This is a genomic window from Leyella stercorea (genome assembly GCF_019052365.1).
In the GTDB taxonomy this organism is placed as follows: domain Bacteria; phylum Bacteroidota; class Bacteroidia; order Bacteroidales; family Bacteroidaceae; genus Prevotella.
This window is the reverse complement of sequence record NZ_JAHQUY010000028.1, coordinates 24,216-40,085: the sequence shown is the minus strand read 5'-3', so window position 1 is coordinate 40,085 and position 15,870 is coordinate 24,216. Positions and strand designations below refer to the sequence as shown.

15 protein-coding genes are annotated in these 15,870 nt (G+C 51.8%); all 15 read right to left on the bottom strand.

Features of this window, described 5'->3' with window-relative positions; genetic code table 11:
* Positions 1 to 86 precede the first annotated feature (86 nt).
* Positions 87 to 1,013 (bottom strand): DUF2589 domain-containing protein, encoded by a 927-nt coding sequence (locus tag KTQ90_RS06860; RefSeq protein ID WP_217317714.1) that lies wholly within the window; start codon positions 1,011 to 1,013, stop codon positions 87 to 89.
* Positions 1,014 to 1,054: 41 nt separating this feature from the next.
* On the bottom strand, positions 1,055 to 1,585 hold the full coding sequence (locus KTQ90_RS06855; protein WP_217317713.1) for a DUF2589 domain-containing protein: 531 nt from the start codon (positions 1,583 to 1,585) through the stop codon (positions 1,055 to 1,057).
* Positions 1,585 to 2,958 (bottom strand): DUF2589 domain-containing protein, encoded by a 1,374-nt coding sequence (locus KTQ90_RS13725; RefSeq protein ID WP_254359465.1) that lies wholly within the window; start codon positions 2,956 to 2,958, stop codon positions 1,585 to 1,587. The genes KTQ90_RS06855 and KTQ90_RS13725 overlap by 1 nt, the downstream gene beginning before the upstream one ends.
* A gap of 12 nt (positions 2,959 to 2,970) precedes the next feature.
* A complete protein-coding gene (locus KTQ90_RS06845) occupies positions 2,971 to 3,198 on the bottom strand; it encodes a hypothetical protein (protein WP_022158446.1) in 228 nt (75 codons plus the stop codon).
* Between the two features lie 35 nt (positions 3,199 to 3,233).
* Positions 3,234 to 3,932 carry a DUF2589 domain-containing protein gene (locus KTQ90_RS06840; RefSeq protein WP_217317712.1) on the bottom strand — a complete coding sequence of 233 codons (699 nt, stop codon included), beginning with the start codon at positions 3,930 to 3,932 and terminating at the stop codon, positions 3,234 to 3,236.
* Positions 3,933 to 3,951: 19 nt separating this feature from the next.
* Positions 3,952 to 4,293, bottom strand: coding sequence for a hypothetical protein (locus tag KTQ90_RS06835; protein WP_217317711.1), 342 nt, complete (start codon positions 4,291 to 4,293; stop codon positions 3,952 to 3,954).
* Positions 4,294 to 4,307: 14 nt separating this feature from the next.
* Positions 4,308 to 5,642 carry a DUF2589 domain-containing protein gene (locus tag KTQ90_RS06830; protein WP_217317710.1) on the bottom strand — a complete coding sequence of 445 codons (1,335 nt, stop codon included), beginning with the start codon at positions 5,640 to 5,642 and terminating at the stop codon, positions 4,308 to 4,310.
* A 9-nt stretch (positions 5,643 to 5,651) separates the two neighbouring features.
* Entirely contained in the window at positions 5,652 to 6,506 is an 855-nt protein-coding gene (locus KTQ90_RS06825; RefSeq protein WP_217317709.1) for a DUF2589 domain-containing protein, read from the bottom strand.
* A gap of 72 nt (positions 6,507 to 6,578) precedes the next feature.
* On the bottom strand, positions 6,579 to 7,466 hold the full coding sequence (locus tag KTQ90_RS06820; RefSeq protein ID WP_217317708.1) for a DUF2589 domain-containing protein: 888 nt from the start codon (positions 7,464 to 7,466) through the stop codon (positions 6,579 to 6,581).
* 134 nt (positions 7,467 to 7,600) lie between these two features.
* On the bottom strand, positions 7,601 to 8,404 hold the full coding sequence (locus KTQ90_RS06815; protein ID WP_254359463.1) for an N-acetylmuramidase domain-containing protein: 804 nt from the start codon (positions 8,402 to 8,404) through the stop codon (positions 7,601 to 7,603).
* Between the two features lie 276 nt (positions 8,405 to 8,680).
* On the bottom strand, positions 8,681 to 10,690 hold the full coding sequence (locus tag KTQ90_RS06810) for a glycoside hydrolase family 20 protein (RefSeq protein WP_217317707.1): 2,010 nt from the start codon (positions 10,688 to 10,690) through the stop codon (positions 8,681 to 8,683).
* Between the two features lie 44 nt (positions 10,691 to 10,734).
* Positions 10,735 to 10,920, bottom strand: coding sequence for a hypothetical protein (locus KTQ90_RS06805; RefSeq protein ID WP_217317706.1), 186 nt, complete (start codon positions 10,918 to 10,920; stop codon positions 10,735 to 10,737).
* 57 nt (positions 10,921 to 10,977) lie between these two features.
* On the bottom strand, positions 10,978 to 12,123 hold the full coding sequence (locus KTQ90_RS06800; RefSeq protein WP_217317705.1) for a porin: 1,146 nt from the start codon (positions 12,121 to 12,123) through the stop codon (positions 10,978 to 10,980).
* 179 nt (positions 12,124 to 12,302) lie between these two features.
* Positions 12,303 to 13,724 carry a 23S rRNA (uracil(1939)-C(5))-methyltransferase RlmD gene (gene rlmD / locus KTQ90_RS06795; protein ID WP_217317704.1) on the bottom strand — a complete coding sequence of 474 codons (1,422 nt, stop codon included), beginning with the start codon at positions 13,722 to 13,724 and terminating at the stop codon, positions 12,303 to 12,305.
* A gap of 167 nt (positions 13,725 to 13,891) precedes the next feature.
* Entirely contained in the window at positions 13,892 to 15,778 is a 1,887-nt protein-coding gene (locus tag KTQ90_RS06790) for an alpha-L-fucosidase (RefSeq protein WP_217317703.1), read from the bottom strand.
* Positions 15,779 to 15,870: the final 92 nt, after the last annotated feature.

Here is a 15,870-nt window from a genome sequence, read left to right as displayed (position 1 = left end):
TTAAAGGATTTCTCTTTGCCGTACGACACAGAGAAATCCTAATGACCGATTTGGGTTAAAAACTATGAATGCGAAGGTTGCAACTTTTATACTTCGACGGCGCTTGCTGCAATCTTCTTTTGCTTGAGGGCGTCGATAATTGTCTTGACGTTTTCCTGTGTGTCCTCTACGGGGATGGTGTGCTTCTTAGCCTTCAGTATGTTGTTGAGCGCTGAGGGCGAGAGCTTGTAGCTCGAGCGGCAATACCTGCTGACGATGTTGAGTATGTCGGACTTTTGGGCGTTGGTTATCTTGCCCAGCAGGAGTATGTTGTACTTCATTTCGGGCTGCTTCACTTCCTCTGTCTTCGGCTCTTCAGGCTTCTGCTCCTCCTTCTTCTCTTCCTTTTCGGGCTTAGGTGTTGTTGGAGTAGCAGCCTTGTTTTCGGTAGGTTGCTCTGTGGGCTTTGGCTTCTCTGCTGGTGTTGGCTCGGGTAGCACTTCGGGCTCGTCGGGCTTCACCTCAACGAGTTGGTTGTTGAAGATTTCGAGGAGCTTCGAGATGCCCATCGGCATATCGGCTGAAGTAACGCTGAGATTGATGTCGATGCAGCGCTTGTTCATGTACTCGGCTTTCGTCTCCTTGCTCACTTCGGCAGAGTCGCCAGGCGCAGAGTATTTGGCTTTCAGAGAGAGCTTTCTTGTGTCGTGATTCATCCGGCTCTCTGTGACGGTGGCCTGAAATGTGAGGTCGACGCGGTCTATCTGCAGATAAGGTACGGGCACGATGAGGAGCAGCGGCATGACGATGCGATGAACTTGTCCTGCTGACTCGAAGTAGAACGAGACGGTGACGGGTTCGAGGCTGGAGTCGTCGTCGCCAGTCTGTGTGAATACCACCTCGTTGAGGTATTGTAGTGTGGCCTGCGCCGCTTCTTCTTGCGCGTTGACGCAGGCTGAGAGCGGAGCGCCGAGTATGCGGTTGAAGTCGAGCTCTTGAAGAAGGCTTTCTTGGTTGTCAACGGGTAGAGCCATATTCTTGGGTTTAGAGGGTTATTGTAAAAATATTATTGTTCTTATAGGGTGTTGTTGGGCGTGTCGGGCGGCGTTGCAGAGTGGAGCGGTCGGATGCTCATGCCGTTTGCGGCGGCAATCTGCAGCAGTCGGGCGAGTCCGGGTGAGGGCAGTTGCGCTTCAGCCTTTATCTCTACACGTATGTTGTTGCGCAGGTCGTACTGAGAGACGGCAGACTCCTCGAGCTGCTTGTTGGATGGCGAGAGCGAGACCTTCAGTCCCTGCAGTCGGTTGGTCTTAGAGGACATGATGCTGACGAAGAAGCTGAGGTTGGCGTTGTCAATCTGTAGGAACGGCAGCGGCACGAGCGAGAGCAGCGGCACACGCATAGTATAGCTTTGTCCGTTCATCTGTAGAGCAAAAGCCACCATGACCGGCTCTGAGCGTTCGCCGTTGTCGCAGAACGCCTCACGCCCGATCATCTCTATCGCCATCTCCGTTGCCTTTTGCTGTTCAGTGTTGCATACGGAGAGCGTATTGCGTATCATCTCAGAGAGCCAAAAGTTGTCGTGCTTTTTTTCTTGATCGTCCATTACTTATTGCGTTTGCGTTCGTTTTCTAATATATAACTAACGAACTCCGTGTATGCCGTGTCGATGGCACCGTTTCTACGATAGCCGTTGGTTATGGTGTTGTTATATGGTTCGCCATACGTATACCATCCGTTGGGGCGTTTTTCGAAAGCCTCCAATTCTCTTTTAAGAATACGTTTGCCTTCTTTTGAGTTGATGTCATACGGGTATATGTAGTATGCCGTATAAAGTGCACGTATCAGATGATTTCGCAGCCAGTCTTTCTTCTTGCATGCTTTGCGCAGTCTTTCCTGGCGGTCAATGTTCCATTTTATGCTTTGAGTAGGATCGAATGTACAGCAAGGGTGAGGTTTTCCGCTATTTGTCGGAGGCAATGCGAATGGTTTTTGAGGGTCAACATGCACTTTGCTTATGCGGCTTGCAAGGTTGGCCATCTTTCTTTGCTCAATGAATTTGTCCCAATCTCTCTTCTTTTGCTCTTCTTCTTCCTTCTTCTTTCGAGCTTCCTCTTCTCTGCGCAGTTTCTCGAGTCTTTCCTGCTCTTGTTTTTTCTGCAGTTCGGCCTCTATGCGCATTTTTTCGAGTCGTTCTTCTTCCTTCTTTCGAGCTTCCTCTTCTCTGCGCAGTTTCTCAAGTCTTTCCTGCTCTTCCTTCTTCTTGCGTTCCTCCTCTTGCTTTCTCAGTTCTTCTTGTTTCTTCAGTTCTTCGTTCCTTCTCTGCTCTTCACGTTCAGACTCTTGCTTTTTGTATTCAGCCAAAGCATTTACAAGAGCACCCACCATACGCTCTTTATTTTTAATGTGTTCGAGGCGTTTGCGTTCAGCTTCTCGTTTCATGTCCTCCACCTGCTGAGGCGTGAGCGTATCGTGCACGATGAGATTGTTTGTGAAGAATTCGAGCATCTTCGCCATGCCAGAAGGCATAGAGCTTGTTGAGGCGCGTACATTGATGCCCATCTTGCTCTCAACAGATACCGATTGCTCGTCGTCCTCGGTGCGTGTATAGCCTTCCGTAGCATATTTCGCCTCCATCTTTCCGTCGTCGCATGCAGTGATATCCGCTGTGAAGTTCAGGTTGACGTAGTCGATGTGCATATATGGAATAGGCACGATGGTCATAAGCGGCACTGTCATGCGTGTTTTCTCTCCATTCATGATGAATGTAAAGGTGACGGTGATTGGCTCGACGCCTTCCGGATCGAGTTCTGAGTTGGTCATTGTAAAGCCGCGTATGAAGTCGATGGTGGTTTGCGCAGCCTCTGCTTGAGCACGTACGCACGCAGCCAGCGGACCGCCTATGATGTTTCCAAAAGGAATGGAATTGAGGGCGCTCGCGACCTTGCTACCAGAGTTTGTATTAGGTCCATCTGCCATAGTCTATAGTATTTATCGTTGGAAAGAACTTGCCTTGTTCAGGTTTTGCTGTGCATCGTTTACGTTTTTCAGTATCTCCATCGCACGTTTCGATTCGTTGCGGTTTATAGTGAGTGTCAGACCGCAATGCATACAGTGAAGTCCGCTTGAATAAAGCAGTTCGGGGATGGATGTAGGAATGAATGCTCCACACTGCGGACAGTTGAGTCCTGGGGTCTTTTGCTGATTGTTGTTCATCATAGCTGAAAGTGTTAATGGTTTTTGTTATTAATTTGTTAGTTCTGTTTATCCACCACCTTGATAGTGTTCTCGGTGGCTTGTAGCAGACCGCGCATGCCGTCGGGCAGCAGCACCGGTTCGAGTTTTATGTGCACCTTCACGTTCGTCATCTTCTGCATCGAGGTGGTTTCGTTCGTTGTAGTCTTTCCGCTGCGTAGCAAAGGATTTCTCTTTTTCGGCGTGCGTTGGTTGCCAAGTCGTACACGAATACCTGCAAGCGACTTGATTTTTTTCAGCAATATTTCTTGCTCTTCCTTGCTGAGGTCGTCGATGCTTGTCTTTTTCTTCTTTTGGTTGTAGATAGGGTAGTTCTCCTCGAATTCCTTCACATCATGCTTTGTCGCAGTAGAAATGTCGATTTGCGCTTCGATGTCGAACGTAGCTTCTGCCACACGCAGCAAAGGTAGCGGCAACAGCGAGAGTTTCGGAATAGACACTATTTGCTCGCGTCCGTTAGAGTCGGTCATCTCGAAGTCGACCATCTTCAGCCGTTCGTGTCCGTTCGAACCGTTCGCAGGTTCCAACGCATACGTACGCAACACATCCAGATAATCCTCGGCTGCCTTCTGGTCGGCTGCGATAGTCGACTCAATCAATGCGCTCAGCATGTCTGCCAAGTTCATATCAGTCGAATCGTTAAATTCGGCTGGCAGTTGCGTATTCTCCGCATTTTGGTTGTTGTCAATATCAGCCATAGTCGTATTATCAGAGGTTTTATGTTTCAGAAATCTTTACGCCGTTGCGCGTAGACACCTTCAGCGTGATGTTGTGTATAGCGCTCTCTGGCAGTTCTGCCAGCTGTTCGGCGTCCACAATCACGTCCAACGCCTTTATTTCGTCTTCCGACTTTTCTTCGAACAGTTCGCAAGTGTCTTCGATTGCGAAACGGAACGACAACTCAAGGTCGCCGATTGTCACGGCGGGCAGATTGAGTTGGTGCATGACGCCCGCTTCACGATACTGGTCGGCGAGCGACTCTGTTAATAGGTTTGCCTGGTGCTGCGCAGACAGAACGTCGCGCAGCACTGAGGCTATAACATCTTGTAGTCTTGCCATACTTAAATGGGTTTTTATGATACAAATACAATGCGAGTCAGTTCGCCGGCGGAAACCATGTAGACACCTTTAGCCTTGAAGATAAGCAGCATTTCGTCGCCACTCTCCAGCATGTCGGGCTTTGCTTCGCCTTCAATCGGGTCGCAGGTGACTTCTGTTGGTGCGTAAGCGCCTTTGCCGTTGCGGTATGATACAGATATGACTCCGTAGTTGTTCACGAGCGATATACGATCTGCCGAAACTTGTAGCGTGCCCTTCGGGTCGATCACTTCTGTCGAGTCGTCGAGCACTCCAAGCAATCGGTCGATGCCGCGTGGCATCTCGCCTTCGCTGGCTGTGATGCTGATGTCCATCGTCGTCTCCACGCTGTAGCGCGAGTCGCGAGTTGCGCCGGAGTCTTTCTTCGACGAGTAGCCGACGGACATTGTCGGTGTCGTAGCTATCGTAGGCTTAGCGCCAGCAGCACTTGTAGCAGTTTTGTTTGATGAAGCAGCGGAATTGTCTGTTGAAGTAGCAGGCTTGTCTCCAGTTTCTTCGTTATTGCCTTTCGCAGAAGAGTCCTTAGCCGGTTTTGCCGAAACTGCCGACTTGCTGCCGTTGTCTGTTGACATTCCGGCGTTGATGGGTGTGCCACCGCTGCCTACCGAAGCAACAACTCCAGACATAGCGTTCACCTTAGCCTTGAACGTATAGCTCATCGTAGAGATGGAGAGTCGCGGAACCGGCATCAATGTGAGAAGCGGCACACGCATCTTCACCTGCTTGCCGTCGCGGAAGAAGTTCATCGTAACGTAAGTTATCTGTCCTTGTCCGTCTTCGTCCACTTTTATGCCTTCTTCGCGTATGTAGCTAAGCGTTTCCTTTGCCAGGTCGCGCTGCGCTTTCACAGCAGCACGGAGCGGATTGCCGATAAGTTCGTCGAAAGAGATTTTGCCCAACAGATTAATAGAGTCGGAAACGAAAGCTTTGTCAACCTGCACTTCGTTCAGATCTTTCATCTGATCGCCTAAGGAATCCTTTTTATTATCGTTCTTTTTAGCTTCCAAAAGCTCATTATATTTTTGGGTTAAAGACTTGCCGGCTTCTTTAAGTTGATCGGAAAGGTCGTTCTTATCTTCCTTCTTGTTTCCGTCAGGCTTTTCTCCTCCTTCAGTTTCTTGACCTTGACCTTCATCTTTGTCATTGTCTGCAGAAGGAGCCTGTGGCTTCTCTTCTTCCTTCTCCGCTGAGCTTGTGTCGTTGTTTTCAGAGCCAACCGCTGGTGCATCAGTTTGTGAAACTTGATCCGTAGGTGGTGATGAGCCACCGTCCGACATCAAATCATTGTTGTTATTCTCATTATCTGACATAGTCGGTTACTATTTAGTTACGTTAATGACCAGCATTCTTTCGCCAGCCTTTGCACAATAGAATCCCTCGTTCTTGAACACACACAGAATGCCTGAGTCGTCAGCAGCCTTTTGTAAGTCAGTAGATGTCAATTCTTCTGCAGGTTTAAAGTCCTCATATTTGTATAACTTGATATCTTGTGGAGCGTAGTACCCCTCTGTATTCTTGTACGAAATATAAGTGCTGCCGCCATCCTTCAGGCTTACCACCTGGTTAGACACGTTCAGCTCACCCTTTGTGTTGATAGAGTCGATAGAGGTGTTCAGCATTTCTAACACTTTAGCCATGCCTGCCGGCATATCGTCCTGACCCGCCTTAACGTTCACGTCCATAGTGTACTCCACGCTGTACTTAGATTCGCGTGTAGCGGTGGAGTCCTTCTTACTCGATATGCTTGTGCTCAGTTCCAAACTCGATTTCACAATGCCGATATTGACACTGGTGTTCGATTTCATTCCCATCTCCATAGCGGTCGACTTCTTGTCGGTCTGCGATGTGGCAGATGCCGCCGAGATGCGCGCCTTGAATGCGATGTCAATCTCGCGAATTGCCATGTATGGAATAGGCACAATTGTCAGCAATGGCAGACTGAGAGTCGCCGAATGACCGTCTTTACGGTATTCGAAGTTCACGTATATAGCCTTTTTCCCGCCGTCTTCAGTGTCCGTGAGTCCTACGTCTCGTATGAACTCCCACGATGTTAGCGCCGCTTGTTTCTGCGCTTCGACACAAGCAGAAAGCGGTCCGCCGATGAGAGTGCCAAAAGGTAGTGACTGTAAGGCATTGTTCGCGACGGTAGAAGGTGTCGTATCAATCTTTGCCATAACCTTTAGAGTTAAATGTTAACGAATAGATGCACTCTTTACGAGGCATCATTTGATGGTTTATGCCACTTCTTAAGGCTTTGGTAACACGGTTATCGTAACCTTTTGAACATCACCACAAGAAATCACATATTGTTTACCCTGCGCACCAGTGTTTTTGGGAAGGGTAATTTCAAACTCTCTGGTCTTGTCCATCTTGTTTTCTTCACCAGTGATGCCATTGTCACACATGATGTTTGTTGCATCATACAAGCCTTCAGGAGTCTTGTACTGGGCAATAACCTTGACTGGCAGGTATATAATGTCATTCGGTGTACTACTCGGGGCCTTCTCAGCGTAGAACGTTGTGTCGTTCACGCTCAGTTCGCCGTCGGGTGAACAAAGGTCCATAGCCGCTCCGAGCATCTCGAGAATCTTTGCCATGCCAGCAGGCATTGACTCCTGACCTGCGTGTACAGCAACGTCGATAGTTGCCTCTACGCTGAACTTCGAGTCCTGCGTGCTCTTAGAGTCGCGCTTTGTAGAGAATGATGTGTTTATTTTTGTCTCTTTCTTATTTTTGTTAAGAAAGAATCCTCTTCTCTTTTGGCTCTTAGTGCTTGTGTCTCGTTTGTACTCTTCTGAATACGTGTCTTCGTTAGATTCGCATTCTACACCATTGACTGTGGCTTTGAAATTAATGTCAACGCTGTTGATTGCGATATACGGAATCGGAACGATAGCTATCAGCGGAACGTTGATAACCACCTTGCGACCATTCTGAATAAAGCTGAAGCTAACATAGATAGCCGACTTTTCGCCAGTCTCCTTGTCTTCGTTCAGACATACATTGTTGATGAAGTTGATACTTGTCATTGCTGCATCGTTCTGCGCTTGAATACAAGCGCTAAGCGGACCGCCGATAAGGTTTTTAAAAGGAATACCCTGCAGTGTACCGATAGATTTGTTTGCTACATCCATAGGTTTAAGTTTTAAAAAGTTATAGGTTCTTTGCTTAGACCTACTGACAAGATAGAACCTTATAAATTCTTGCCAAGTCTGTTTGTGTTAATGTTTTTTTGTGTCGTGTTGTTGGGATGTTTGTTATGAGAGTCTTACTTAGCTGCGTACGCCTTGTAAGCGTTGAGCAGTTTTGTGTCGTACTGGTTCTTGGCGTATTCGCTTCCGTTGTATAGACGTGCGAAGGTAGCCCACTTCTTTGCTTGTAGTGCGGCGTGCATCTGCGGGTTCTTTGTTATGAATCGGCAGAAGGCGAGCAACTGACTGCGTTCGCTCTGGCACATAGCGCTTACGAACTGCGCTACGGTTTTGAATCCGCAGAGTGCGTACTGGAAGCCCATAATCTGGAACATTCCCCAACTTGCCGATGCGTTGGCTGCGTCAGCGTTTATCTTGCGTGCCTGCTCGAGGCGAGCGTATTCGCCGATGCCACCTTTGTAGTGGGTCTTTGTCCACTTCGGGTAGAGTATGGAGGCGTTTGCTGCCTGGTATTTGGCAGGATCTATTTTGCGCAGCTGCAGCTGTCGCCAGAAGATATGACCTTCGAAGAGTAGTTGCGGCTTGCCTGCGGCGAGGAATCCTCCGCGTCCGGCTGTCTCCACTTTCTGCACTGACTTGAGCGCTGCTGTCTCGCAGTCGAGTAGGAGAGCGGCTAATCGGAAGTCGTCTTCGGTGAGTCGTGCGGCTGCTGGGCGCTGATGGAAGAAGAGCGCCTGCCATGTAGAGTAACCGACGATGCCGTCAGCTACGAGTTTTAGACTTTGCTGGAATGCCTTTACAGCGGCGAGTGTGCCGGGGCCGAATGCTCCGTCAGCGGTTAGCTTGTTACCAATACGGTTGAGTTCTGTTTGTAGTATCTTTACTGCGGCGTCACGCATTCCGAGTTTTAAGGTTTTCATAGTGGTTGTGGTTTTAGTTTAACGTTTTTGTGTTTGGTTGGGGCAAATATAGCGAAAATATGAACGTAAAAAAATAAAAAGGTGAAAAAATAAAAAGATTTTAAGTTTTTTTGGGGAGTTAGGATGAAAAAATCCGTTTAATCGGGTTAATCGGTTGTTTGGTTGAGGTTGTTTAACAACAGATTAAGCGGATTAAGCGGATTTTCTTTGTGGTTGTAATTGTGGGGTGTGGCAACGGCAGGAATGCCGTAGCCTCCTACGGGGTAGGCTCTTATGTTACTTCACGACGATTTCGTCGGTGAAGAGCCATCCACCGTCCTCGGTAGTGCTGCCCTGCACGCGGATATAGCGTGTGCTGGCTTTGCCCTTCCATGCGAAGTTGCGGAAGCCGAGCTGTATGTCGCGGTCGACGGGAGTAGACTTGCTGTAGACCTCCTTGAAGTTCTTGCCGTCCTCGCTGAACGAAATCTTGTACTCAGACGGGAAGAACACCCATGCTCCGTACGCCTGCATGAAGTCGGCAGCCACAGACGAAATTTTCTGCACCTTGCCGAGATCGATGGTGAGGTCGAGGCAGTAGCCCTTGTTGCCGAGGAAGCCCTGCCATTTCTGGTCGCCGTATGTCCATCCGCCGTGCTGTCCGTCTACGAGAGTCTTGTCGCCCTGCGCCTTGTACTTGTCCTCGTAGCGGTGGTTGAAGGTGATGTTGCAACCGAGCGCCTTGTGCTTGGTAGTCTTGAACGACTCTGGGCGTTCGCCGCGCTCCTTCTTGAGGTCGAAGGTGTTGACGCCCTGCTTGTGCAGACGCTCACACTCGACGATGGCACGCTTGCGGAACTCGGGGTAGTTCTTGGTCTTTGTGCCGTTCCATCCGATCTCGGCGATAGCCAGAGCACGCGGATAGAGCATATATTCTACATGCTCAGCTGTAGGCACGTATTCGGTCCAGAGGTTAGCTTGCACGCCGGTGATCTTGTTGCGTACGTCCTCGGGCAGAGTGCCGCCAGGCACGTAGCTGTATACCTTTTCGAGCGGAAGGAAACCGCCGATAGCCTCAGGCTGAGTGTCGGGTGCGTCCTGATAGTAGTCGAGATACCAGTAGCCGCTGGGCGAGAGCACTACGTCGTAGCCGTGGTCGATGGCCTCTTGCGCCTTTTCGAGACCGCGCCAAACCATTACGGTGGTGTTCTTCTCGAGGTTGCCCGCAATCACTTCGTCCCAACCTACGAGCTGTCGTCCGTGTTCGGTGAGGAACTTGCCGAAGTGGGCGATGAGGTGCGCCTGCAGACCGTCCTTGTCTGTGCCCAGCTCCTTCATCTTCTGCTGGCAGAGCGGACAAGAAGGCCATGAAGCCTTGTCAGCCTCGTCGCCACCGACGTGGATGTACTTAGATGGGAAGATGTCCATCACCTCTTTCAGCACGTTCTCGAGGAAGTCGTATGTAGCGACGCTGCCCGGGCAGAAGTCCATCTGCTTGTATGGTTCGTGCGTGCAAGAGAGTTCGGGGTAGGCGGTGAGCACCTCAGCCGAGTGGCCCGGCATCTCGATTTCGGGCACGATGGTGATGCCACGCTCAGCGGCGTACTTCACGAGGTCGCGCAGCTCGGCCTGAGTGTAGTAGCCGCCGTAAGCGCCAGCTTCGCCCTCGTGCATATACTTGCATCCGAGCTTGCTCCACTCCTTCCATGTCTTTCCTTCGCGCCACGCAGCGAACTCGGTGAGACGCGGGTAGCGCTTAATCTCGATGCGCCATCCGGCAGCGTCGGTGAGGTGAAGGTGGAGTCGGTTGAACTTGTACTGCGCCATGACGTCGATCTGCTTCTTGAGGAACGAAATGGGCTGGAAGTGGCGCGACACGTCGAGCATGAGCGAGCGCCACTTGAAAGCCGGAGCGTCAACGACGTCGCAAGCCATGACGGCGTTCTTCTGCTTCAGCTGTTTTACGGTCTGCCAAGCGAAGCGGAATCCGTCGGCAGAAGCGGCGCTGATGAGCAGCGTGTCCTTAGTGACATGAAGGCGGTAAGCCTCGGGCGATGAAGCGCCGTCGAGACGTGTGAAGCGCACCACCTGACGAGCGTCGTCTGCGGTGTTGGCTGTGAACTGTTTCGAGTAGATGTTCTCTGCCTCGGCGCCAACCTCGTTGACAACCTTCAGCTTTGCGTCGGTGCTGAACGCGCCCTTGCCCGCAACGAACGACTGCGGCTTTGGGAGCAGCGACTGCGCGGAAGCGGCAGAGGCTGTGAGGATGCAGCCGAAGAAGAGGGCTGCTAATGATTTGTTTGTCATCTTTGTAGTGTCAGTTTTTAAAAGTTATACAGGGTGAGAGTTTCTTATTTGTCGAGGAAGTAGGCAGCGTATACCAGCGCCAGCATGAGAGCGGCGATTATCGACACCACGACGAACATTATTCGTGCGTACTGCTTCCTTCTGTGTATAGCGCGCAGATTGTTCTCGCGGAAGATGTCTATCTCGTCGCGGCGCTGTCTGCGGCTGTGCTTGTGTTTATGTTCAGGCATCGTATGAGAGTTTTTAATTGTTTGACAAATCAAGAAAAAATCTCGTGGGGTTTGCGTTTAGAACTTCACGTCGAGCTGCAGGTCGAACATGTTATAGTTCGACTTGTTCAGACTGCGGTCGTTGACGCGCGCGTATTCGGCAGCCACCATGACGTGCTTGCCAATCCAATAGTTGGCACCGATCTCGTACTGAGTCTTCGAAGTGTGCCAATCGGCTTGCGGGCGGTAGAGGTCGTAGCGAGCCTTTGCATAGAGTTTCTTGCTAATAACCGGCGCAATCATGAGTGCGTAGAAACCGTCAGCCTTGTCGCCAGCAGCGTAGTTGATAGTGCAGTCGGTCTCCTTGCCCGAAGCGTTAGACGTCTTGAAGCCGTAGCCCTGACTGTGGATATACTCCGAACGCACTGTCCAGTCGTGAGCTGCATACTCGGCGCTGATGGCATAGCGGTTCTTCTCGAGCGAGCGCACACCGTTCTTTGTCTGCTCCACGCCGTTAGCGTCTACCTCAGTCCATGTGCCCTTGCGAGCATATGAACCGGTCCAGCCGAAGGCGCCGATGCGCAGACCCTTCACGGGAGCCACCCATACGCCGCCGATGACGTCCTTACGCTGGTCTACATCCTTCATGTTAGTGCCCTGACCGTTGAAGACGCCCACCTGATAGTGTAGGTAGTGGTGTCCGTCGGCAGCCTTGAGCAGGTCGCCCTGCAGCTGCACGCCGATGTCGCGTCCGTTGCTTGAGTGTTCGCCGTTGCGGTCGCTGAATCCGGCGAGCTTAGTGACGTTCTGCGAGTAGCTCATAAAGCCCTGCGTAATGGGGTGCATGGGGTTCTCGAAGGTGAACGGACGCTTGAACTGACCCGCCTTCACCTTGAACGCATCGTACTTCTGCCACTCGGCGAACGCGTCGACCATTCGTGGCGACACGGTGAGGTTAGAGGTGTTGCCGTTCACCTGCAGCTGCGCCTTCCAGTAGAAGTCGCCTGCGAGTCGTCCTTCGAGCGCCATACGCACCATGCGTATGTTGAACGAGTTGATATCCTTTTCGCCCTTGTTGCTTTCCTTGTCGCTGTACTGATACTGCGACATGATGTAACCGCTGAACTTGATGTCGCTGAGCACCTTCAGCTTAGCTTCTTTCTCTTGTGCTGACACACTGCCGAAAGTGAGAGCGGCGAGTGCGAGAGTTGCTAATGTTTTCATTATGAGTTTTGAGTTTTGAATTTTGAGTTTTGAATTGTTGCCTTCGGCAATTTTGAGTTTTGAATTTTGAGTTGAGAGTTGCGAATTCAAAATTCCAAATTGATTAATTCCTAATCGGCGTAGCCGACAATTCAAAATTCAAAACTCAAAATTCAAAATTGTTCTTTTGGAAGAAAAACCTACGGCTTTTCTTCCAAAAGAACTACGTTCTCCACGTGCGGCGTATGCGGGAACATGTCCACAGGCTGTACCGCCATCACCTTGTAAGCCACATCGAGCGCCTGCAGGTCGCGTGCCTGCGTAGACGGGTTGCAGCTGACGTAGACGATGCGCTTCGGGTGAGCGCGCAGGATGGTGTCTATCACGTCCTGGTGCATACCGGCGCGTGGTGGGTCGGTGATGATTACGTCGGGGCGTCCGTGCTTCTCGATGAACTCGTCGTTGAGAATGTCCTTCATGTCGCCGGCGTAGAACTTGGTGTTGCTGATGTTGTTCACCTCAGAGTTCACCTTTGCGTCCTCGATAGCCTCAGGAACGTACTCGATGCCGATAACCTCGCGTGCCTGACGAGCCACGAAGTTGGCGATGGTGCCCGTACCGGTATAGAGGTCGTACACCAGTTCGTCGCCGGTGAGCTTGGCGAAGTTGCGAGCCACCGAGTAGAGGTGATAAGCCTGCTCGGTGTTGGTCTGGTAGAAGCTCTTCGGACCGACCTTGAAGCGCAGGTCCTCCATTGTCTCGAAGATGTGGTCGTTGCCCTTGAAGACAGAGAGGTCGAGGTCGCCGAAGGTGTCGTTGCACTTCTGGTTGTCGACGTACATGAGCGATGTTATCTCGGGGAACTTGTCGGCGATGTGCTGCAGCAACGCCTTGGCGCGCTGCTCGTCGCCCTCCTCGTCGTAGTGGAACTGTATGAGCACCATCCACTCGCCCGTGTTCGAGTTGCGTATCATGGTGTCGCGCAGCAGTCCGTGCTGCTGTCTGAGGTCGAAGAAGGTCATGCCGGTAGAGAAGGCATAGTCGCGTATGGCGTTGCGAATCTTGTTGTGCAGGTCGTCCATGAGCCAGCACTTCTCGATAGGCAGAATCTTGTCGAAGGCTCCGGTGATGTGGAATCCGATGCCGTTCATGTTGTCGAACTGCGTGCCCTCGGCAATCTGCTCGCGTGTGAGCCAGCGCTTGTTGCAGCAGCCGAATTCCAGCTTGTTGCGGTATTCCTTGATGTGCACCGAGCCCATGATAGGCATGAACTCCGGCAGATCTATCTTGCCGATGCGTGTGAGCTGGTCGAACACCTGCTTCTGCTTAGCCTTCAGCTGCTCCTCGTAGGGCAGGTTCTGCCATTTGCATCCGCCGCAGATGCCGAAATGCTCGCACATCGGCTCTGTGCGTACGTCGCTCTTCTTGATGAAGCGTATTACTTCAGCCTCGCAGTAGCTGTGCTTCTTCTTGCGCACCTGCAAGTCAACCACGTCGCCGGGTACGGCGAACGGCACGAAAACAACCATGTCGTTGACGTGTGCCAGTGATTTTCCTTCGGCAGCAACCGCCTCAATAGTTACGTTCTCGAGTATTGGTAGTGGTTTCTTCTTTCTTGACATTATTATATATGTATTGTTTTAAAGTGCAAAATTAGAAAAATAATTTGAGATTTTAAAATAATATACAAAAAGTTGGAATAAGAAGAGTGAATTGCGCAGAAAACAAACAGTAGGAGGCTGCGGCATTCCTGCCGTAGCCTCCTACCATTAGTATTGTTATCTTAATATTACTTGACGCCCAGTTCGGCGATGCCCATTGCTTCGCCAGCTACGACCATGCGCTCGGCGCGCAGCTTCAGGTAGCGTGTCTTTGTAGCGTTGAACGATACGGTCTGCAGGATAGGGTTGTTCTGCAGGTTAGAGAACTCGCCGCTCTTCAGCACACGCTCGTTGCCGCCCTTGGCGTCGCACGCCGCGATGGTGTATGTATGGATGAGTCCGCGTCTGCCTTCGCTCTGATCGGGCAGATACTGCAATGCGGAAATCTCCTGCTCGCTGCCAAGGTCGATGAGCACTTCGTTGCCTTTGCAGAACCAAACGGTCTGCGGGTTGCGGTCGGTAGCCTTATCCCACTCAGCCTTGTCGGCGCCGAGGATAGAGAACGGCAGAGACTTTATTGCCTCGGCTGTGGGGTTCCATGTTAGCTGTGCGTCCTTGCCGCCGTAGTAGATGCCCACGTTGTTGAGGCAGATAGGTCCGCGCGAGTCGATGATGCGCACGCGCACGCTCTTTGCCTCCACGGTGCGGAAGCGCAGCAGGCGCTTGTAGCCGATGGTGGTTGTCTCCTCGCCCTGCTCAACGCTGCGCCATGTCTTGCCGTCGAGATACTCTACGGCGAACTTCTTCACGCGCTGTCCGAGCGGTATGTACTCCTGCAGCATGATGCGGTTCATGAGCTGCGGCTTCTTGAAGTCGAACGTGATGGTAGCCGATGTGACGCCGTCGCCAGTAGCCCAGTAGGTGTCCCATGAGTCGTCGGTCATCGCCTTTGCTGTGAACGCCTTTCCGCGCTCGTTGCTCACCTTCGGTGTCATGCCAGCCACGAGGTTATGCTGCAGCTCACGCTGAATCATCTTGTGGAAGTTGACGGCGTTAGCCGAGTCGATGGGATGGATGAGACCTTCGCGGTCGACGGGGAAGTTGAGCAGCAGCGTAGCGTTGTGACCCACCGAGCGGTAGTAGAGGTCGGCAAGCTGTTCGGGCGACTTCACACGGTCGTCCTCCTCCGGATGGTAGAACCATCCCGGACGGATAGACACGTCGCACTCGGCAGCCGTCCACTGGTCGCCGTCGGCGTGTCCGTACTGCAGTTCGGGGTAGTTGGGGTAGCCCGGATAAACCGTGTTCTTGCGCAGGAACGCCCAGTTGGTCTCGCCTGCGAAGCCCTTCTCGTTGCCTACCCAGCGGCATCCTGGTCCGCCGTCGCCGAACACCACGGCGTTGGGCTGAATGCTGTCGAGCATGGCGAAGATATGCGGGTAGTTGTAGTAGTTCTTGCGGTCGATAGTGCGCGAGTCCTTTGCTCCGCCATAGTAGCCGTCGCCGCCGTTGGCTCCGTCGAACCACACCTCGAACACGTCGCCGTAGTTGGTGAGCAGGTCGTGGAGCTGAGCGTAGAAGTAGGGCAGGTAGCCCGGCGTAGCATAGTCGGCACGCGATCGGTCCCACGGCGAGAGATACACCGCGAACTTCAGTCCGTACTTCTTGCAGGCGTCAGACAGTTCGCGCACGATGTTGCCCTTGCCGTTCTTGTAGGGCGAGCGTGTCACGTTGTAGTCGTTGCCCTCGAAAGGCCACAGACAGAATCCGTCGTGATGCTTAGCTGTGAGAATAACGCCCTTCATGCCCGCAGCCACGAGCGTCTTTGCCCACTGCTCGCAGTCGAGGCGTGTGGGGTTGAACGTAGCAGGGTCGGAGTCGCCGTAGCCCCATTCGCGGTCGTTGAACGTGTTCAGACCGAAGTGGATGAAGGCGTAGGTCTCCATGCGCTGCCAGTCGATCTGCTTCTGCTCGGGGAGCGGCAGGATAGGGGCAGGCGCCTTTACTGAGCTCTGTGCCGACGCGGTGAGGCTGGCAAGAGCTATTGCTGACGAAAGGATAAGTTTGCGGTTCATTGCTTGTATATTTTGATTTTTAATACTTCGTGTAGATTCTTTCAACCTTGTATGCTGTTTTTAAAAAGTAGCTGTTAATTCTGCAAATTTAC